Source organism: Vibrio rotiferianus CAIM 577 = LMG 21460 (genome assembly GCF_002741985.1).
GTDB lineage: Bacteria > Pseudomonadota > Gammaproteobacteria > Enterobacterales > Vibrionaceae > Vibrio > Vibrio rotiferianus.
In genome coordinates, this window is record NZ_APHW01000108.1 from 214,404 (window position 1) to 235,323 (window position 20,920).

The 20,920-nt window shown below is 41.4% G+C and carries 16 protein-coding genes and 3 pseudogenes; 9 read left to right on the forward strand and 10 right to left on the reverse strand.

Annotated features, from left to right (window positions below):
- Window positions 1-82: 82 nt before the first annotated feature.
- Window positions 83-706 (reverse strand): helix-turn-helix domain-containing protein, encoded by a 624-nt coding sequence (locus tag B853_RS23305; RefSeq protein WP_010451970.1) that lies wholly within the window; start codon window positions 704-706, stop codon window positions 83-85.
- A 379-nt stretch (window positions 707-1,085) separates the two neighbouring features.
- On the opposite strand from B853_RS23305, the gene B853_RS23310 reads away from it, so the two are divergent.
- The 3 genes and pseudogenes from B853_RS23310 (at window position 1,086) to gcvP (ending at window position 5,808) form a co-directional block, all read left to right on the forward strand.
- On the forward strand, window positions 1,086-2,381 hold the full coding sequence (locus B853_RS23310) for a serine hydroxymethyltransferase (protein WP_038883996.1): 1,296 nt from the start codon (window positions 1,086-1,088) through the stop codon (window positions 2,379-2,381).
- A 53-nt stretch (window positions 2,382-2,434) separates the two neighbouring features.
- Window positions 2,435-2,815, forward strand: coding sequence for a glycine cleavage system protein GcvH (gene gcvH, locus B853_RS23315; protein WP_038883995.1), 381 nt, complete (start codon window positions 2,435-2,437; stop codon window positions 2,813-2,815).
- 129 nt (window positions 2,816-2,944) lie between these two features.
- A pseudogene (gcvP, locus tag B853_RS23320) lies at window positions 2,945-5,808 on the forward strand (aminomethyl-transferring glycine dehydrogenase).
- Window positions 5,809-6,340: 532 nt separating this feature from the next.
- Here the strand turns inward: gcvP and B853_RS23325 are convergent.
- The 4 genes and pseudogenes from B853_RS23325 to B853_RS23340 form a co-directional block, all read right to left on the reverse strand.
- Entirely contained in the window at window positions 6,341-7,816 is a 1,476-nt protein-coding gene (locus B853_RS23325; RefSeq protein WP_038883993.1) for a hypothetical protein, read from the reverse strand.
- 24 nt (window positions 7,817-7,840) lie between these two features.
- A pseudogene (locus B853_RS23330) lies at window positions 7,841-8,026 on the reverse strand (riboflavin synthase); the annotation flags it as partial.
- Window positions 8,027-8,654: 628 nt separating this feature from the next.
- Window positions 8,655-11,342 (reverse strand): nSTAND1 domain-containing NTPase, encoded by a 2,688-nt coding sequence (locus B853_RS23335; protein ID WP_038883991.1) that lies wholly within the window; start codon window positions 11,340-11,342, stop codon window positions 8,655-8,657.
- Between the two features lie 251 nt (window positions 11,343-11,593).
- Complete coding sequence (locus tag B853_RS23340; RefSeq protein ID WP_038883990.1) at window positions 11,594-12,676, reverse strand: DUF6765 family protein; 1,083 nt, start codon at window positions 12,674-12,676, stop codon at window positions 11,594-11,596.
- Window positions 12,677-13,320: 644 nt separating this feature from the next.
- On the opposite strand from B853_RS23340, the gene B853_RS23345 reads away from it, so the two are divergent.
- The 3 genes from B853_RS23345 (at window position 13,321) to B853_RS26945 (ending at window position 15,572) form a co-directional block, all read left to right on the forward strand.
- Entirely contained in the window at window positions 13,321-14,223 is a 903-nt protein-coding gene (locus B853_RS23345; RefSeq protein WP_050568939.1) for a LysR family transcriptional regulator, read from the forward strand.
- Between the two features lie 251 nt (window positions 14,224-14,474).
- Complete coding sequence (locus B853_RS23350) at window positions 14,475-15,254, forward strand: nucleoside phosphorylase (protein WP_050568938.1); 780 nt, start codon at window positions 14,475-14,477, stop codon at window positions 15,252-15,254.
- Window positions 15,255-15,326: 72 nt separating this feature from the next.
- Window positions 15,327-15,572 carry a YgjV family protein gene (locus B853_RS26945; protein WP_081641161.1) on the forward strand — a complete coding sequence of 82 codons (246 nt, stop codon included), beginning with the start codon at window positions 15,327-15,329 and terminating at the stop codon, window positions 15,570-15,572.
- A gap of 274 nt (window positions 15,573-15,846) precedes the next feature.
- On the opposite strand, the gene B853_RS23360 is transcribed toward B853_RS26945, so the two are convergent.
- Window positions 15,847-16,341 carry a YcxB family protein gene (locus B853_RS23360; protein WP_038883988.1) on the reverse strand — a complete coding sequence of 165 codons (495 nt, stop codon included), beginning with the start codon at window positions 16,339-16,341 and terminating at the stop codon, window positions 15,847-15,849.
- Window positions 16,342-16,507: 166 nt separating this feature from the next.
- Window positions 16,508-16,750: pseudogene (locus tag B853_RS23365) on the reverse strand (winged helix-turn-helix transcriptional regulator); the annotation flags it as partial.
- Between the two features lie 307 nt (window positions 16,751-17,057).
- Here B853_RS23365 and B853_RS23370 point away from each other — a divergent pair.
- A complete protein-coding gene (locus tag B853_RS23370; protein WP_038883987.1) occupies window positions 17,058-17,591 on the forward strand; it encodes a DUF6795 domain-containing protein in 534 nt (177 codons plus the stop codon).
- 106 nt (window positions 17,592-17,697) lie between these two features.
- On the opposite strand, the gene B853_RS23375 is transcribed toward B853_RS23370, so the two are convergent.
- Both B853_RS23375 and B853_RS23380 read right to left on the reverse strand, forming a co-directional pair.
- Window positions 17,698-18,177 (reverse strand): DUF6795 domain-containing protein, encoded by a 480-nt coding sequence (locus B853_RS23375; RefSeq protein ID WP_227741900.1) that lies wholly within the window; start codon window positions 18,175-18,177, stop codon window positions 17,698-17,700.
- Between the two features lie 235 nt (window positions 18,178-18,412).
- Entirely contained in the window at window positions 18,413-18,751 is a 339-nt protein-coding gene (locus B853_RS23380; protein ID WP_038883985.1) for a winged helix-turn-helix transcriptional regulator, read from the reverse strand.
- Window positions 18,752-18,940: 189 nt separating this feature from the next.
- Here B853_RS23380 and B853_RS23385 point away from each other — a divergent pair, with 189 nt between their 5' ends.
- Entirely contained in the window at window positions 18,941-19,366 is a 426-nt protein-coding gene (locus B853_RS23385) for a YybH family protein (RefSeq protein ID WP_038883982.1), read from the forward strand.
- A gap of 89 nt (window positions 19,367-19,455) precedes the next feature.
- Here the strand turns inward: B853_RS23385 and B853_RS23390 are convergent, their stop codons facing one another.
- Complete coding sequence (locus B853_RS23390) at window positions 19,456-19,716, reverse strand: DUF5062 family protein (RefSeq protein ID WP_038883981.1); 261 nt, start codon at window positions 19,714-19,716, stop codon at window positions 19,456-19,458.
- A gap of 355 nt (window positions 19,717-20,071) precedes the next feature.
- On the opposite strand from B853_RS23390, the gene B853_RS23395 reads away from it, so the two are divergent.
- Entirely contained in the window at window positions 20,072-20,710 is a 639-nt protein-coding gene (locus B853_RS23395; protein ID WP_038883979.1) for a hypothetical protein, read from the forward strand.
- The last annotated feature ends 210 nt before the right edge of the window (window positions 20,711-20,920 follow it).

A 20,920-nucleotide genomic window follows, 5' to 3' on the forward strand; every position in this document is an offset into this window, starting at 1 on the left:
ATCAATAGAGCGCCATGATAACGCATTTAAAACCAATAGCAATCGTTTGCTTTCACTATAGGAAATTTACAACTATTTATCACTATTTGGCAGTGACCCACAAAATGTTCGCATCTTCTTCGCTCACACTGGTCAACATATGGCCCATGTTCGCATCGTAGTAAACACTGTCGCCTTCACTTAATACAACAGGCTCATAGAACTCCGAATAGAACATAACCTCGCCTGATAATATAAGCAGAAACTCTTCGCCATCATGGCGGACCCAGTCTTTGTATTCATCAAAACTGCGAGCACGAATTTGGCTCTTAAAAGGCATCATTTTCTTATTGGAAAGTTGAGTCGCCAGCAGCTCGTGTTCGTAGGTTTGAGTCGGGTGTGGTTTACCCTCTTTCTTCTTAGTGATATCACGACGACCTGTCGCCACCTTTTTCCTTGGTGGTTCAAAGAGTTGCGGCATATCAATTTGCAGACCAAGTGCCAGTTTCTGCATTGCTTGAAACGTTGGAGAGATCTGTTCATTCTCGATCTTACTTAGCGTAGAACGAGCAAGGCCAGTACGTTGGCTCGCCTCTTCTAGCGTGATACCAAGTTTAGAGCGGATATCTTTAATGCGCTGACCGAGCTTAAGCGGTTCTATATTCTGGTCTTGCTGCTCTTTCGCCAACGTCATTGACGGGTATTCATCGTAAATACTTTCTGCCATAAATCCCTCTGTAAAACTTCTTTATTCCTTCCTATTAGCATTGTGCATGAACCCTATAGTGGATAAAAGTCCACCGAGTTAATTAAAGCGTGCTCTTGTTAACAAAACCAGAAATCTCGTTTCCTATAGGAAATTTTTGGTTGATTGTTCGTTCCTCAGGGGGTATGTTACCAACTTGTTAGATGTAGAGATGCACATTTCCGTTAGAGATTGGACTGGAGAAAGCACAATCCAGCGGAGTTTTAACCCACTTATTCGGGTCGAAAGTCACTCTGTTCTGCTATGCAGTTCAGCTGTTTTGAGGACAAATGAGCCACCATCGCAATCAAACAACTATTTCTACTGCGGGTTCATTTTCAGATTTGGAAGGTCAACTACCATGAACAAGAGTTACCCTAACCACAGCTTGGAAAACTTTTTCTCTACCAACCTCTCCGCGACAGATGACGCTGTCTTTGCTGGAATTCAGGCAGAATTCGCTCGCCAAAACGAACAAATCGAACTTATCGCTTCTGAGAACATCGTTTCTAAAGCGGTAATGCAAGCTCAAGGCACATGCCTAACAAACAAATACGCTGAAGGTTACCCAGGTCGCCGTTACTATGGTGGTTGTGAGCACGTAGATACAGTGGAAGCTATTGCTATCGAACGCGCGAAAAAACTTTTCAATTGTGAATACGCAAACGTTCAACCACACTCAGGCGCTCAGGCAAACGGCGCAGTAAAACTGGCACTGCTTCAACCTGGCGACACCATTCTTGGTATGTCTCTGGACGCAGGTGGCCACCTAACACACGGTGCACGCCCTGCACTTTCTGGTAAATGGTTTAACGCAGTGCAATACGGCGTTGACCGCGAAACACTAGAAATCAACTACGACGACGTTCGTGAGCTAGCTATTGAGCACCAACCTAAAATGATCATCGCAGGTGGTAGTGCAATTCCACGTACTATCGACTTCGCAAAATTCCGTGAAATCGCAGACGAAGTAAACGCGATTCTTATGGTCGACATGGCACACATTGCTGGCCTTATCGCAACAGGCGCGCACCCTAGCCCGCTTCCACACGCGCACGTTGTAACGACGACAACACACAAAACATTGCGTGGCCCACGTGGCGGTATGATCCTGACCAACCACGAAGACATCATTAAGAAAATCAACTCAGCGGTATTCCCAGGTTTACAAGGCGGCCCACTGATGCACGTGATTGCTTCTAAAGCAGTGGCATTCGGTGAAGCCCTAGGTCCTGAATTCAGAACTTATATTGATTCAGTGATCAACAACGCAAAAGTCATGGCAGAAGTATTGCAAACTCGCGGTTGCGACATCGTAACTGGTGGTACTGACACGCACCTAATGCTGGTTGACCTTCGCCCTAAAGGCTTGAAAGGTAACAAAGCAGAAGAAGCTCTAGAGCGTGCAGGCATCACATGTAACAAAAATGGCATCCCATTCGACACAGAGAAGCCTATGATTACATCGGGCATCCGTTTAGGAACGCCTGCGGGTACAAGCCGCGGCTTTGGCGCTGAAGAATTCAAACTCATCGGTAATTGGATTGGTGACGTACTGGACGGATTGGTCAACAACCCAGAAGGTGACGCAGAAGTAGAACAACGCGTACGCAAGCAAGTGAAAGAGCTTTGCAGTCGCTTCCCTCTTTACCAGTAAGAAAGATTTATTAAATCAGAAACTATCCTGACAAGTTATTTGGAGATTAAGCAATGGACAAAACACTGAAGTTTACAGATAGCCACGAGTGGGTACGTGACAACGGTGACGGCACAGTAACTATCGGTATTTCAGAGCACGCTCAAGAGATGCTAGGTGACGTAGTATTCGTTGACCTACCAGACGTAGATGACGAAGTTGAAGCAGGCGAAAGCTTTTCTTTGGTTGAGTCAGTAAAAGCGGCTTCAGACATCTACTCACCAGTCACTGGTGAAGTAGTTGAAATCAATGAAGAACTAGAAGACAGCCCAGAGCTAATCAACGAAGAACCATACGAAGGTGGTTGGATTGTGAAAGTGAAGCTTTCAAACCCATCTGAGTTGGATGACTTAAAAGATGCGGAAGAATACCTAAGCTCTATCGAAGAAGAGTAATTAGGATGAGACGAAAGCTGTCCCCTAGCATAACGATTAGTGGACAGCTTTTTTTCTAGGTTCGGACGTATAATTAAATGTGTCAGATGACCATTTCCGTTACCCGGACCAAGGAGTAGGTAAAGGACAATGACTGAATTACTTCAAAGCCTCAGCACACAAAACGAGTTCGTTGCTCGCCACAATGGACCAAACAAATCTGATCAACAGAAAATGTTGGAAGCGATCAACGCTGTAAGCCTAGATTCGCTTATCGACGAAACCGTACCAGCACAAATTCGCCTAGAGCAGCCAATGAGCTTGGCAGAAGCAAAAAGCGAAGCAGACATGCTGGCAGCAATGCGTGAATTCGCGGATCAGAACCAAGTTAAACGTACATTCATCGGTCAGGGTTACTACAACACCTTCACGCCGAACGTAATTCTACGTAACGTGATGGAAAACCCAGGCTGGTACACCGCTTACACTCCTTACCAACCAGAGATCTCACAAGGTCGTCTAGAAGCACTTCTAAACTACCAACAAATGGTGATGGATCTTACTGGTATGGAAATCGCGAACGCGTCATTGCTTGATGAAGCAACGGCAGCGGCAGAAGCGATGACACTTTGTAAGCGTGCGGGTAAGAGCAAGAGTAACGTATTCTTCGTTGCTGACGACGTTCACCCACAAACCATCGAAGTGGTAAAAACTCGTGCGAAATTCATCGGCTTTGAAGTACTAGTTGGTTCTCTAGAATCACTGCCAGAGCAAGACGTATTCGGCGCACTAGTTCAATACCCAGGCACAACGGGTGAAGTTCGTGACCTAACGGACATCATCGCAAAAGCGCAAGCAAACAAAACGCTAGTAACCGTAGCAACTGACCTATTGGCTTCTGCCTACTCAAACCTGCGGGTGAAATGGGTGCAGACGTTGCAATCGGCTCGGCACAACGTTTCGGTGTTCCTATGGGTTACGGCGGTCCACACGCAGCCTTCATGGCAACACGTGACAAGCACAAGCGTACTATGCCAGGTCGTGTTATCGGTGTATCTATCGATACCAATGGCAACCAAGCACTGCGCATGGCAATGCAAACGCGCGAGCAGCACATCCGTCGTGAAAAAGCGACATCAAACATCTGTACCGCTCAAGCACTACTAGCGAACATGGCGTCTTTCTACGCGGTTTACCACGGCGCAGAAGGTCTACGCACGATTGCTCGTCGTACGCACCACATGACAGCCATCCTAGCTGCTGGCCTAACGAAAGGCGGCTTCGAGCTTGCTCACAACAGTTTCTTCGACACCATCACCATCAATACTGGTGCACAAACTGAAGACCTATACGCGAAAGCACTAGCCGCAGACATCAACCTACGTAAGTTGGGTACTCAGCTAGGTGTAAGCTTCGACGAAACCACAACAGTGGCAGACGTAGAAACCCTATTCGCAGTATTCGGTGTGAAAGAAGAAGTCGCAGCACTATCCACTGAAATCGCAGGCAACGAGTTTGCAGCGATTCCAGAAGCACTGCGCCGTACAACGGAATACCTAACGCACCCTGTGTTTAACACGCACCACAGCGAAACACAGATGATGCGTTACCTAAAACAGCTAGAGAACAAAGACTTCTCGCTAACGCACGGCATGATCCCACTGGGCAGCTGTACGATGAAGCTGAACGCAGCAGCAGAGATGATTCCAGTAACTTGGCCTGAGTTTGGTTCAATCCACCCGTTCGCACCAGCAGAACAAGCAGCCGGTTACGCAGCACTAGCAAAAGATCTAAAAGAGAAGCTATGTGAAATCACTGGCTACGACGCATTCTCACTGCAACCAAACTCTGGTGCATCGGGTGAGTACGCAGGTCTTATCGCGATTCAACGCTACCACGAGAGCCGTGGCGAAGGTCACCGCAACGTATGTTTGATCCCAAGCTCTGCGCACGGTACTAACCCTGCAACAGCGTCTATGGTGTCAATGAAAGTAGTTGTGGTTAAGTGTGATGAAGAAGGCAACATCGACGTCACTGACCTAGCAGCGAAAATCGAGAAGCACAAAGACAACCTATCAAGCATCATGATCACTTACCCTTCTACGCACGGCGTATACGAAGAGCAAGTGAAAGAAGTGTGTGAAATGGTACATGCAGCAGGCGGTCAGGTTTACCTAGACGGCGCAAACATGAACGCACAGGTTGGTCTAACAACGCCGGGCTTTATTGGCTCAGACGTTTCTCACCTAAACCTACACAAAACCTTCTGTATCCCACACGGTGGTGGCGGTCCGGGCATGGGTCCTATCGGTGTGAAATCGCACCTAGCGCCTTTCCTACCAGGTCACATTGAAAACGGTGCAGACGGCGAAAACTTCGCAGTATCCGCAGCGGATATGGGTAGCGCGTCTATCCTGCCTATCTCTTGGGCTTACATTGCGATGATGGGCGAAGCTGGCCTAACAGACGCAACGAAAGTAGCGATTCTGAACGCGAACTACGTGATGGAAACACTACGTCCTCACTACCCTGTTCTTTACCGTGGTACTAATGGCCGTGTAGCGCACGAATGTATTATCGACATTCGTCCACTAAAAGAAGAAACAGGCATCAGCGAAGAAGACATCGCGAAGCGTCTAATGGACTACGGTTTCCACGCACCAACTATGTCGTTCCCTGTAGCGGGCACGCTAATGGTTGAGCCAACGGAATCGGAAGACCTAGAAGAGCTAGACCGCTTCTGTGATGCGATGATCGCAATCCGTGAAGAGATGGCGAAGGTTAAGAATGGTGAATGGCCGCTAGATAACAACCCACTTGTTAACGCGCCACACACTCAAGTTGACCTAGCGAAAGAAGAATGGGAGCGCCCATACTCTCGTGAGCTTGGCTGCTTCCCTTCTAAAGCAACCAAATCTTGGAAGTATTGGCCAACAGTAAACCGCGTAGATAACGTATACGGCGACCGTAACCTAATCTGCTCGTGCCCAAGCATCGATAACTACGAAGAATAATTTTTGTAGTTGAGGATAACTAATTAAGTTGGTTAACGATTTAATGAAGATGGTTATCTTAATAAAGTTGGTTAATTCCTAATAATTCAAAAGCGAACCCTTACAAGGTTCGCTTTTTCCTTTGTGGGCTAAGCCTATCTAGCGTTAATCAAATTAGAGGCTCACTAAATAGAAAATGGACAGATATTGCTTAGCTTAGAATTGGTACTCTAAATAAAGCAGTTTGGATAAGTTCTGTTTGGTCAAAACTAGTTTACTGACGTCTATCAAGTTGGTTGCTATTCAAACAAAGGAGCAATCATATGCTCCTTTTGTGTTTCACAACTAACGCTCTTTGTATCCAAGCCAAAGGGATCACTAAGTTAAATGTTTTGCAGCAGGGACTCGCTCAAGCGTATCAACAATGGTTTGTATTTTCAGATCAACTTCAATATTTAACTTTTTCCCCCACCATAAGAGTACCAAACAAGCTTCTTTGTAAAGAAAAAGACTGTCAAATTACAGCCTTTAATCCAATGCAATTCAACTATCATCAAAACCATTTAACTGGCTTGTATATTCCATCAACAATTTGATTGTTGTCATGTGCTCTTTCTAGAATGTCCATAGCATTATCTATACCCTGAGAATTGATCAACTTTTCAATCTCTTCTTTATTCTCTATCCCTAACGTAGAAGCGATATCTAATACTCTTTGTTCTGATGCTGTTAGTTCTTTTTCATCTTCTATGATTTCTAAATCGATAAGAATCTGTTTCTCTGCAAGAGTTTTACCGCGTGTAGCTACTAAATTGTAAACCAAATCAAAGCAATCTTCGTCAACATCATGTTCATCAATCAACATATTAGCGATTTCTTCGACTTCCTTGTATTTGTCATGAGAAACAATTCTACCATATTGCGATAAGCTAAATATTTCAATATCTTCTGGTACAACAATTTCTACTGAATCAACATCAATCCAATCCGAAAAAACTCTGAAATCATCATCACAAAACGTATCCATATCTAATTCGTATTCATGCTGATAATGTCTTAATGCGTTATCGACTATTCGCCAATCAAATTTCATTATGAAATTATACAAACCAGTACAATTATATTTCTCTTCTAGTATTTTGGTGTTCTCTTTATCATTGTTTCTTGCTTCAACCATGTTTTGTTGAATGCTAAAAAATGATTCTAAAACATATGGAATTTCATCACGACGAATCAATCTCGCAGATAGGTAATGACTAATACGAGCTTTTCCCTCGCTCGAACCATAAATTTTGAATGTTCTATGAATTCCATCTATATCAGAAACACCGCATTCTAGTAGTTCTAAGAAGTTCTGTTTGTATTTTTCAACTGAAAATTCAAACATCGAATCATTATATTCTTTATTTTTAATTTTTATGATTTCTGATTTTGTTATTGCTTTAGCTTTTACTAATTCGACTTCGCCATTTTCACGTGCGACTAGATATCTCTCCCAAGGAGTTTTGTTATCACTGAATCGCTTCATGTATGTTTTGAAATCAGATTCAGATACAAATGCACCACTCTTCTCTAAGTTATCTTTAGGTGATAATGGCTTTAGATTACTAAGATGATTGATTATTGATATGTCAGTTACATTGTTTTCTTTGAATTGTGCAACTGGAATTATGTGATCGATATGAAATGATTTTCTATTACCCCAAGACATATTATCAACAAATAATCGCTCTATATGATCTGATAACTCTTGACTAGTATAGCCTAGCATCATCTCGCAATTAGACATTGTTAATTCTTCTTTCTTGCTCTCGATGATATTATTGCCCTCTAGTCTAGCTAGAACTTGACGAGAAAATGTATATGATATGTTTTTATTTCTGTATTCTTTTGCATACAATTTCTTACATTCAACACATTCATCATTTCTAGTTAATCGTTTTGAAACGTGACCTTTGCTGCATGGAATACCAGTAAAGTACTCTTTTAATTTAAGGCGTTTCGCTGTTGATTTGTCAATTGGAATCATTTTTAATAATCTTGTTTAACTTTAATTTAAGGTTTCAGGAATCAGATGCACTGAAATTCGGTTATCCGTCACTTCGCCAATCGTTAGAGAGCAACCATCCAAACCAAATTGTACGGTTATTAGGCGTATCGACCACCTCTGCAATTCAAAGGTATGAGTTTGAAAACGTTTCCGTTCATCAATGTAAACAACTTTCGCAGTGCCCTGCACTTGTTTTGACAGACACAAGTAAAGGGATTGGGTATTCTTCGACAATCGATAAGATCAAAGCTTTCTTCTCATCAATAAGCCAAACCAATTTGCGTTGGTATCGACGGTTAACTACTAAAAATTTATTACATACCAAGCATAAAAATCTTAGATTGAGTTTGAATCAACATTTAAGTTGCCGGTTGCCATGTTGCGGCCTTATTTACGTTTAGTGTTTCCTTATCATATTCCGAACGTGTGATTCAAGCCACACATCTTTGTTTATAGTGGATTAGTAAATTTAGTCACATAATTAGATTAGAAAAAGTAGGTCAGATGAAGCTTTGGTGGAGTATTTTTTGAGTTAGTCGAAAGAAGGAAAGGGGAGATTTCGTGCTACATACCCCGTCAGCACACCTTTAGACAAAACCTTGTCAGAGCTTTTGCTAAATTAGTAATTCACGAATAACTAAAAGTATGGAACTCTGCTTGATTTGGTGTTCAGATTTGATGGTGAAGATTAGTACAATTTAGGCCGCTCTGGCTACTACAACCCAATGGTTTGCACAAACAGCATAGCAAAGTTTTTTCCTTTCTATCGGTTAAGGGAGGCCTCCCCCTTAACCCATGTGCACCCAAGAGGTTCAGACTAAGAATGCGTATCTATCGATTCCGCATCGAGAATATAACTAGCCCAGAGGTAAAGCGCCCTCGAAGTCTTACTTCTGTATACCTGACTGTTCAATCCATCCAGCACTGAATTTATGTGGTCTTTAAAATTGCGTGATTGGATATTTCCGTCCCCTTTAAGAACATCATACCCTACATTAATTTTCTCCATCTTTTTAGCACATGAAGCGATAATCTTCTTACGTCCTGCTGCATCCGCTAATTGAGCGCTTTCGCCAACTTCAGTCAATCTAATTGCCGTCGTATTGTATGTAAGTAGCCCAAGAGACTTACAATCATAAAGAAGCTTCTGCTCTTTCTTGGATTTATCCAACTGATAGTCATTATTAATTGTGACAATGAACTTTTCTACATCATTTGGATACATCTGAGGTGTATACGATATTGCGTTTTTAGCACGCCTTAACATAGATGCGCTAATATTTGGCAGCGATAAATCTGCAAAATCAAGCCATCCTAAAAAGGTTTGACCATACGTTTCTAACGTTTTAGGAGCAAAGTTGGTAGATTGGATTTTACTATCTATTATTTTTGAAAGATCTGACAGGACGATTTCACGGCCTTGGATTTTTTTCAACTCAAGAGTGAATGAATGCTTCTGTAACTTGTCATGTACATAATCTTTAAAAAATTCTTTGTTGATATCAGACTCATCGACTTTGACCGAATAGACACTATCTTTGTAATTTACTAGACCAAGGCTTCTTAGTTCTCTCAACTTATTGAGTACACTACCTTCTCCTTCAGCACTACCACTATGATTCATGAACTCATTGAGAGTTAAGTGATTACCGTTATTAAATACCAAAAATGACTCACAAACCGAATTAACAGGCTGTCTTATCAGGTAGGTTTCACCGATTGGAGGGATTTCATCTAGAACGAGATAGTCTCTAAATATATCCCAGTAAATGTTATACTTAGTGCCACTCTTAATAACAAAACGCTTGTGAATTAAACGCTGAACAGTTTCACTTTTAACAACCTCATCTAACTCTGTAATATCTAGAGCATTGTCATCAAATGCTCGCTTAGCAATATAACGCAATGATGAAACGTCATCTGGGTTAGTTAGCTCTTCTAAGTCAGCGGTAAACAGACTCTCTACTTGAAAATCCTGATCATAGAGATCTTCAATACTTAGGCCTTGCAATGCCTTCTTTTTAATATGAATACACAGTTTTTTTACTAACCACGGGTAACCCTGTGAGTTGTCAACAATCTTTCTTACAAAGTCTATATCAAATTTTTCTGACAAATCTTTTTCGAGTTGCTTAATAATTGACTTACTCTCAGAACTATCAAATTCATCTAAAGTTATTTGGAATGCATGGTCTTTTGACTGCTGCCAAAGATGATAAGCTTCATTTTCGATAGGAATGTTAACTTCTGACTTCCAAGAAAATCCAAGGACGATGCTAGACTTTGCGTTATTAACATCCAGCAAAAACTTATAAAAGCTCTTGAATACTCCATCCTTTCTAAACACGTCTTCAAACTGATCAAATACGATAATCAGTGTTTTAGATTCTTGTTCAAGATAAGTCACTAGTTGCTGAGAGAGTTGATCTCCCATGATGTTATATGTAGAAGGTACTTTAACGTCTGAAAACTTACTAGGGATAAACTTACTGTCTATCGCTTTCTTAATAAGTAATTCATAAGCCAACGGTAAGAAGTTACTTGAGTTTGCACTTCGAGAGTCAATCACCGCTGTCAGAAGCTTGTTTTTATAATGCTTATTCCTACTTCTATCTCTCAAATCACTCATGAGAGAGCTTTTACCCCAACCTGATTTCCCATCGATATAGAATACTCGCTTGTCTGTCGTGCGAGTTCTAACATCGTTAAGAAAGCCAAAAATTTTATCTTTTTGTCTTTTTCTCCCTACGAAGAACTTTAATGCTGCTGGTTTATAGTCATCCCAGCTATCTGAGCTTTGAATTTCAGTGACAGACTCAATATCAAAATTAACTGATGCATTTACATCATTTGCTTTATCTTTAGAGTCAAACGCATAAAAATCGAGAGACTCAATATCTTCGATGTAACCCTGTATCTCTTCAATAACCTTGGTTTCTGTAATAGGGTTTAGATCTTTACCGTGAAGTATAGAAAAGTGTGTTGGAACTGTCCCTGAAGACAGTATGGGAATCCAATAAACTCCTTTGTAGCTATACAATAAAACAAGCTTAGACACATCTAGCGGGGTATCCCCCAGCGAGAACTCCTTCACAGAACCTGATGCAACGAGTAATTCAATAACTTTTTCAGCATTCCAAAAGTAGATATTCTTATATCTATCATCTTCTTTTAGTTCTTTAATCAGACCGCCAACCTGTCTTTCGAAATCTCTGGTGTATAAGAAATAACCGTAGTCAAAGTTGTCAAAAGTTACGCCAAAGACAAACTTCTTAATTTCATCACTGCTCAGGTTCTGCTTAGCCTTGCATTCCACCAAACAACGCTCGTTTGAACGATCCATATGCTCACAATGGAGGTCAAACTCACGCCCTGTAAATTGAATGTTCCCCGAAACCTTATACCTTTGAGTTGAAAAAATAGAATTCGTGAGCTTTTCAAAAAAGCTTCCACGTTGATGCCCTTTGTTCTCTTCTGAAGGCCAAATCACAACTTCTTTAAGCATGAATCACTCTAATGTTAGTCTCTGTAAGTCTTTATATTAACAGAGTTTATGATAGCTAAGCATTAGATTTTGAATCTCTGAGTTAAGCGTGTGACAAAGAATCCATTCTGCTCAATAGCCCACTCTCTAATATATTTCGGATAACTTTTGATAAGGCACACTCGCTTTAACAGAATATGAACAACCATTATTCTGAATGATAATGGGGCAGATCTGAGCTAGCCAGATCAGCTACCCCATCCCAGACAGAGCTAAGCAACACAAATGCCGTACTTCGGAAGTACATCCCTGATAATCGTTAGCCTGTAGGTTTTCAGTGCATCATGAAAAAGCTTCCAGTCTGAATTTAAGAACGAGTCTTTATATTTATACGTAACTAAATCAGCAGATTGAGGTGATGCTATAGCTTTACCCCTAGCAATTTCTTTCCAGCTATCTTTCCCAATAACCTCAAAAGTTAGCTCTACAGCAGGAAAACCAAACTCTCCAAGAGAAATGAGTCTCAGCCATTCCTTATGACGGTCTTCACCATCTTCATGCTGAATGCTTTGAAATGCGGACTTCAAAATGAGTTTTTTGTCATCGGGTAAATCATCTTGAGCGTCAATATCCATGCTTTGATCTTCATTGATAAAGCATTTAATTGCCTTGTACATTTGATTCGCAGCACTCATGAAATCCTCGGTATTGTTTCTTATTATCTTATCGCCATTACCGTTAATATAGCTCCACTCGGCATAAGGACGATCAGGGAAAGAAAGTGCGGGGCCGTGACCCAATGGTGAAATTGTAGAGATGCTCCAGTTAAAAATATTGTCTTTTACTCTAGCCAATAAACCACTATCTGAATTTGATTCTATATCTTCTACCTCGTTAATCTTATGACTTACGCCTGCGAAGCCCTGATGAGCAAACGTATCAGCGTAAACATGCATTGCAATACCCATCATGTGTAACCCAAAAGAAGAATTCCTATGTGCAGCAACTGCTTTTAGCATATCCCGTGCTACTGGGCTGTCAGGAGTACAAACCAAACGCTGAATAAAACCACCCTCTGGAATAGTGTCATAGTGCTCACCTTGATTTCCAGGAAGGAAGTGAAAAGGTATCCATGCTAGATGGTTGGCAAGCTCATTACCATTTCGATAATCGAGCATTTTATGAGCGGAAGAAATACGATTAAACATCGCCCCGTTGTCAAACCGAACTGGATCCGAATTGGTTGCTTCATCAACGTATTGAGCACAGTAAGCTAACTTTTCTGCATCGTTATGTGCCATTCCAGCGTATCTAGCAACAACATAAGTTAGTGAATGGTGTCCATCTATTTGCATTTGCGCATCTCCTATTGAACATTATTCGTTCAATATAAACCCTTATAAAATCGAAATATTCTATCTAGGTTGGAGTTTGGTAAATTTAGTCTTGATGTATTTACCAGTCCTAGTACTCCGTCAGCAGGGTTGATAGGAGCAGAGCTCAACTTTTGCCAGGTCATTAGCTTTCATGATGCAATTATTGGGTCAGAGGAAGCTTGATTCTATTGAGGTCCGCACGTTTTGAACCAAAATTAGCTTTAGAGCGTACATCGTTACTTCATTGCTTTAGGAACATAAACAGAATCGACTCATCATTATCGGTTCGTTTCAGTTTAAACACTAACTCCGCAGCACGCTTTCTGAGATTCCTAGTCTCGCTTAGCCTCGCTGGAATGCCCCAACTGGGACACCGAGTGTAATGGTTCAATCATTGCGTTCGAATTAGAGCTCACACATAACCCCTCCCTCAGCCCCATAAAGTAACCTCTGCATCAGGCAGGTTTCGTTATTAAGCTGATGAGTTAAGCAGGTAATCGTAATACTCAGAAATATGGGTTATATCAGCTTTCCTGACAAGGTTGTCATTTATACTTCGAGACACAATAAAAACCGAAACTAAGGCCTACTCCTGCTAAGAGTGACACTAACAAGGCTAATAAATGAACAACGACTTACAACACAAAGCTTACCAGATGGTTTTCTTCAACGCTCTGGCCACCTCCGGCAGCCTTACCAAAGCAGCAGAAAAACTAGGGGTGTCGGTTTCTCATGTGAGCAAGCAAATAACGACCCTCGAAGAAGATCTAAATGTACAGTTGGTAAACCGCAGCACGAGAAACATGGCATTAACAGCAGAAGGGAAAGAGTATGCTGAGTATTGCGGGAAAATAGTAAACCTTATCCAGACAGCCAACAGCATGATGATAGATTCAAGAGACGAGCTATCAGGCAACGTCCGCTTAGCGCTATCATGTTCGTTTGGCACTATTCATATACTGCCTGCGCTGGATAAACTTCAAAAACTCTACCCTTCACTCACCATAGAAGTAAGCCTGTTAGACTATAAAATCGACATGCTGGAAGAGAATATTGATCTCTGGTTTACCACCTGCAAAGAGATTAACCCTAGCTATGTGGCGCAACGAATTCAAGATAGCGAGTTCATCTTACTTGCCGCACCGAACTATATTGCGGAGGCAGGGAAACCTAGCCACCCAGCAGATTTGCAATCGCATAACTGTGTTACTTACCACAGTAAAAACCGCCGCTATAACCAATGGGGTTTCAGCAAGGAATCAGAACAAATTGAGGTTGAAGTATCCGGTAACTTCCGTGTAGATAAAGCCGAAGCCGTCCGTGATGCCGTTTTAGCGGGCAGAGGTATCGGTTACATTGCCAGTTATTTGTTAACCGATGAGATAGAGAGTGGAAAACTGGTTCCTTTACTTACCGACTGGACTCCTACCTTGCAAATGCCAGTTTACGCGGTATACCCGAAGTTTCAGAACCTTCCCAAACGCCTGAAGACCATTATCAACTTCATTAAAGAATCGATTAAATAGCCGTACTACCTTGGGCGGCTTACCAAGTTGATTTCCAAAAGCATAAAGCGTGACGTTATTCTCATATCCAAAAGATGCTTTTCTCATACAGAAAAAGTATTTCAAGTAATACCCTGTGGTTCCCTTCCATCATTGAGACTTATAATTTTTAGACATCGACAAATAGGAATAAATGGTTGTTAACCACAAGCACCCCCTATTTATCTGACATGAATTTTTCGCGATTAAACAATTAAAAATAAAGGTAAAATATGTCTGTAGTTAATAAAGATGAAAGAACAAAAGGTATTAAACAATATCATATCGGCATGGTAGAAGGAGACGTAGCTGAATACGTTTTATTACCCGGCGACCCGTTCAGAACCGATATTATTGCCCAGTATATGGACGACGCAAAACTGGTTGCCCATAAACGGGAGCATAAGACATACACGGGTTATTACAAAGGTGTGAGAGTGTCGGTAACCTCAACAGGTATGGGTTGCCCGTCGACAGCCATTGCCGTTGAAGAACTGGCTAATATCGGCGCTAAAGTTTTTATCCGTCTTGGGAGCTGTGCAGCGTTGCAGGATGACATAGATATTGGTGATTTGGTCATCACAACCGCAGCGATGAAAAATGAAGGGACATCTAAGTTCTATGTACCGGATAACTTGCCAGCCGTCGCCGATCTGGAAGTAACATCGGAGCTAATTCGCGTAGCCAAAGAGTTTTCTCACGGTGAAGACTTTAAAGTGCATTGGGGAATCAGCTCTACGGACGATTCGTTCTATGGTGAGACACCAGAATGGATCCAGAAACTTATCGACTTGAATCTGAAAAATATTGAGATGGAAGCGTCTGCACTCTTCACGGTTTGTCACCGCCGAGGACTGAAAGGAGCGACCATCTGTGGGGTAGCTGCAAACCATAAACGTGGAGAAAACTTCTGGGGGAAACGAAACATTCCGCTTGAAAAAGCAATTGAGAAAGAAACCGAGGTAGCTTTAGAGGCTATATATCGTTTCCATCAAGGGAATATGCGTTTCTAGGCAACACGGATACTCAGTTTATATCTAATCTTCTGTGTTTACGGACTAACCAATAATATTGAGGCCATATTCATGAATAATGAAATTATCGGCTATTTGGGTTCCATTGTGATAACCGTGTCATTGCTAATGAACAGCGTTTCCCATTTACGATATTTGAACTCTCTGGGCTGCGCAATAATGGCGACATACGCTGCGATCATTGGTGCCTACCCTGTTGTTCTGATGAACAGCTTATGCATCGCCATAAACATTCACCAGATAGTAAAACTCAACAAAAGAAACAAACAGAAAACGGAAGTTACCTCAGGCTGTTAATTTCTGAAGAGATTCAAAAATAAAAGTCGTATTCCCGGCATAAGGTTTTACCAGTGCCGGGTAATCACTGTTTTTAAGAGATCATTGCAGCCATTATTTGGTCGCGCACTACCTGAGGTTCCTAGTCTCGCTTATTCTCGCAGGAATGACCCAACGGAAACACCGAGTGTAGTGGTTCAGATTTTGAGTCCGATTTAGCGCTCACACTTAAACACCTATCCCGAAAATCGAAAAAGGCAAACCTTGTGATTCGCCTTTTGTTTGATAAAACTTGTTAGCTCGCTTTTGATGTAGCGTGCTGCTCTACCATAAACGCGATGACTTCTTCATTTAAGCAAGATTTGCTGATGTATTGGCGTTGTTTACCAAGATGAAGAATAAAGCCCAAATCGGTTTGTTCTAGTTGGTCGATTTTGTTCCAAGCAAGGCTGCGATCGATTTTACCGCTTTTGTAGCGCACTCCGTCTGCATTCACTTCAAACACCACTTTGCTGCCACGGCTTGAGCTGATGGTTTGACGCCACAGCCACCAAGTTCTTTTGAAGTAAACGCTGCACGCTTCAATCACACTCAATACGATAAAGAACCAACCGACATAACCGTTAGGTAGCAGTTCAAACTCCAATAAGACCACACCAAAAATTAGAAAGAGCAATCCTTTCAGATACGCATGCGGGAACTTAGTTGGCTGGCTAGTTTGATCATAACACTCAGCAAAGAAAGGCTTGTCGAGTATGTATTCTGTGGTGAATTCGAAATCTTTAGACATGTATAGTTACTTTAAGGTTTCTGTGAATGAGTATTCTAAATTGCGCTCTTGCAACGGTCGCATTGTAGCGCTTATTGGGGCTTATCTTTAGTCATTTTGATTCTGTTTTGTAAATCAATAATACCGAGTGACTCCAACAGGAAACCTCCCGCCGCTGGTGAAACACCTAATCTGCATCCCAATCATCGGATTTTTGGACAATGAGCTCCACGACGCTAGCAAGCTCTTTGCCTTTTGGGGTTAACCCGTAATTCACTGTAACAGGAATGGTGTCTTGCTGTCTTCGCCACACAAATCCATGCTCGGATAACAACTTCAAACGCTCAGTAAGTACTTTGCTGGACACCAACGCTAACTGTTTCCGAATTTGACCGAATCGCATCTCTTCTTGTTGCCCGAGCAACCATATTCATCAATGGCGCAGCGACAGTAAACTCGTGTGGATGCTGTTGTACTTTGTTAGGACGTTAAACAAAAAAGCTCACCGATCGAGCATGGTTTTCTACCACCAGGCACTTTAGGCACCATTGCACATCCAATTACTTCTAGTCTCTCGTCATCAACCAAATACTAAACACTTTCCATCAAGGTATGTAATCACCAGTTTATAACGTCGGTGAAAACGTGAATTATCTCCAAATTAATCATACATATCGTGTTTTCCTGAGGAGTATTAAGTAACGATTCAGCGTATTCGCTTTCATTGAGGTACGGTCATGATCGAAGCATTTTTCATCGCACTTGAGACTTTTTCATTATTTTTAGTGTTTGCATTAATTTTTACGATACTTTTAGGCTACCTTTTTTGCGGCAAAGAAGCTAAAGAGTATTCTCCTGAGAGCTATGGTCGTATCACTAAAAATGGAAATCCGTTGTGTAATAATGTTGTAATTCTTAAGATTTATTCTTTCAATTATTTCTACAAAGAACGTTGCACTACTAATACAAATGGTGAGTTTAGATTTAATTCAGTACTGAAAAAAAGAAGAAAAGTTTTCCGCACTTTTGATGGTTTATTCCAAACTGTAATGAAGATCGAAATTATCACTGAGGTTGACAACAGAGAAGTGAAGATTTGGGATGGTTCATTTAGGCAATATAAGGTGGGTAAAGTCGAGAGAGTAAACATGTCTAATTTGCAGTGCGAGATAACAGATCCACTTAAAAGATATGAGCTTTACTCTTATGGGAATTATGTCCTCACTCAATGCAAATTGACCAAATTTAATAATTACGTTGTTGAAAAGTAATCACTCCGTCTTGCACTAAGTTTGGCTAAGGGACTTTGCTTACACCCTCGAGTACTCTTGTAAACCGGATATCGCATGCTCTTCAAAGCATGCTTAAGGTAGCGAGCTATAAATCCTCTCTAAGTAATTTTTCTTCATAGCCTTTAAGGCGACATGCACCAAAAACTAAGTGGTTACGTCCATTCGATACGACTCGGTTTTTAAAGTGATATTCATAAGTGGCGTCACCTAACTCATACTCTAGTTTTTCCAAATTGATTACCACATAATCATGCAAAACTAAGCCCGTATGTGAAGACCATAATAAAACTTTGTCGCTATTTACTTTTGCCGTAATTTGAATCCCTATTAAATTTTCATTGAGTGAAAGAGGCTTCATCCATTGTCGATGAAAGATAGGTTCAAACGTGAACTTCCCTTCTTTATCTGTTATCACTTTCTTTTCATAATAATCATTAAAACCAGCAAGAAGAGTCACTTCAATATTCTTAATAGGTTCTCCATGCATTAATATCTCACCCGAAACTTTGGGGCTAACCATTAATTTATAGGGTTTTAAAAAGTTAAACAATTTGCTATTAACCATATATAGAAACTTACTTGTTAAATTGGTGGATAAGTACTTTGAGATAGATGCGTGTTCGATCAACCATCTATTATCGAATACACGAGAAAAAACCCATCAAAACCGTTATGATTGTGACTCTTTTTCAGGGTTAATAGTACAGGTCTATGTTAATTCTCAGTCTCAATCCACAATTAGATGCAATCTACATATCTATTAGTTTCTACAAACAAGTTCTAAGGGGCTTGGCACGAAATTAATCTGCATCCCAATCATCGGATTTTTGGACAATGAGCTCCACAACGCCAGCAAGCTCTTTACCTTTTTGGGTTAGCCCATAATTCACTGTAACAGGAATGGTGTCTTGCTGTTTTCGCCAGACAAATCCATGCTCGGATAACAACTTCAAACGCTCAGCAAGTACTTTGCTGGACACCAACGCTAACTGCTTACGAATTTGACCGAATCGCATCTCTTCTTGTTGCCCGAGCAACCATACGATGTGCGCTGTCCACTTTGTCGATATTAAGGCTAAATATTTATCTACACTACAGTAGCCATCTGGCTGTACTTGATGATTCACTTTTGTCGACATCGCACTTCCCTAATCCATTCTCTGCTACGCCAGTGTAATCAAACGACGCATCACAAACCAATAGTTACCTAGGAGTAACTAGTTACTTTTGGGAAGCTAATTTTAAATCGTAACCGACTTATCTATTGTGAAAACACAACAAGGCAGAGGCTCAACTGAGGCCTAAGCCAATATCAAAAGGATGAAGTTATGCGTTACGTTTTACTGTTTATCTATTTTCTCTCCCTTGGCTTACATGCCGAGATTCTGTATTCAAAACCACAAACACCCTCTGAGTTACATTCGTTATTTGGACAGTATTTCGCGAATAAAGATCTGGAAGGACTAGGTACACTTTTTCATCCAGACGCCGTGTTTGTTGTAGATAAAGAAGGTAATCAAGCCAAGGGCAGAGAAGCAATTAAGCAGGTATTGAAAGGTTATATGAAAGGCGATGTCGACATGCTAACCAAAAGCGTTTCTATCCACATTAACGGGGACGTTGCCATGGTACGCTCTGATTGGGAAATATTGAACGCGTTGCAAGGTAAAAACATCCAAGGAACAGCGTTAGAGGTGATGCATTATGTGGATGGAGGTTGGGTTTATGTGATCGACAATCCCAACGGCTACTAACACCAAAAAGTAAAAGGCGAACCATTTGGCTCGCCTTATTAACTATCTATAACTGTAAATTAGTGAAAGTTGCGACTACAAGATGATGCTTATTTTAGAGGGTCGTCGTCTGGCAACGCACTGTGTATCCATACTGCCAGTCGGTGTTTGATGCTCGCACCATCTAGCTTGCTTTCCGGTAGTGGCGTGATCTGTTTGGCATCGACCAAGAATAGGTAAATCACTTTTACTCTTAAAGGTTGTGGTGACTGAGGGAGATCAAAGCCTTGCATCTTTGCCATCTTCCCACCAATCTCTAATGCTTTCTTAACCAGTTTGTCTTCATTGTGAAGCTTGGAGCTTTTTGACATTGATATATCCTCTTCTTCGCTTCAATTAAGAATACATTAAGTGGGACTAACAGCGTGTTAGTAAGCTCTCATATTGATAACTTTAAGTCACACCTGTTAGTAAGTGCTTAAAAAGCAATCAGAACATCACTCCTTTTACCTCACGTTGCGTTATAGGTAAACACTACCACCTCTAGAAACTCTAAATGCAAGATCCAATGATGGATACAAAATCTACCGTTTAGTTTCGAGCAATCTCATGTTCCTCCGATGAAAGAACAAGAAACTTCGATGGATTCAATATGTTCATATATGCTTATTAACTGGAATCGATAAGGTTTCACGCATTCTATAAATAACAACAAAGGACTGTGTTATGCCACAAACGTTAGATCAGGCTGTTCAGGTTTTAGACCGTGATTTAGAGGAATTTTTACTTCGTTTCCCACTGTCCATTACGAGCGCGGGTCAATCCAAAGGTGCTATGAGGTTTTACTTGTATAGCCATGGCGATACCGCCTTTGGGATAAACCGAGGGGTTAGGATGAAGGAGATGCGTTTCCGCCTTGGCCCAAAATCGTTAACTAAAAACGCGAAAGCACTTCAATGTATTCATATCCCTGTCTCTCCTTTTGAACAACTTAAACCCGACTCCATTTCTAAAGTCACGCACTATGATGCTGCAGACTACCTGGTAACCACTCAATTGACCGGTTGTACGTTTGCAATCCGTAAAGCAAAAGGTGGCGGACTTGAGTTCTTGCATGTACAACCAAAGGGAGACTTTAACGGCATGGAAGTACAACGTGCTGTCCAGAAGGAGTTTCAAGTTTCTTTTGGCAGAGGATCTGGCACGGACAGTACAACTTACGGTGAAAATACTCGCGTTACGGTTATGGGGGCCCGAATCAACGGCCTATGGACCGTCTATGCTCAATATCAAGACTCGAGCGGCAGTGTGACAAAAGTTGACTGCATTTATAAAGAGCCTAGCTCTGTGGCTTATGTTGATTAAGTTGACGATTTAGGCTCTACGATAACAAACCACGATCAAAAGTGAGTTAGCCAATTCGACTAACTCACTTCCTTTAATAGCTTTCTTAATAGGCTCGCTTACACAAAACCCAATCCATCCACGTAAAGTAAAACCATTAGCTCAAGGCGACGCATTACTGGTCTCACCCTCTAAAGTCGCTTACTATGCCAATTACCTATAACGCTTTGT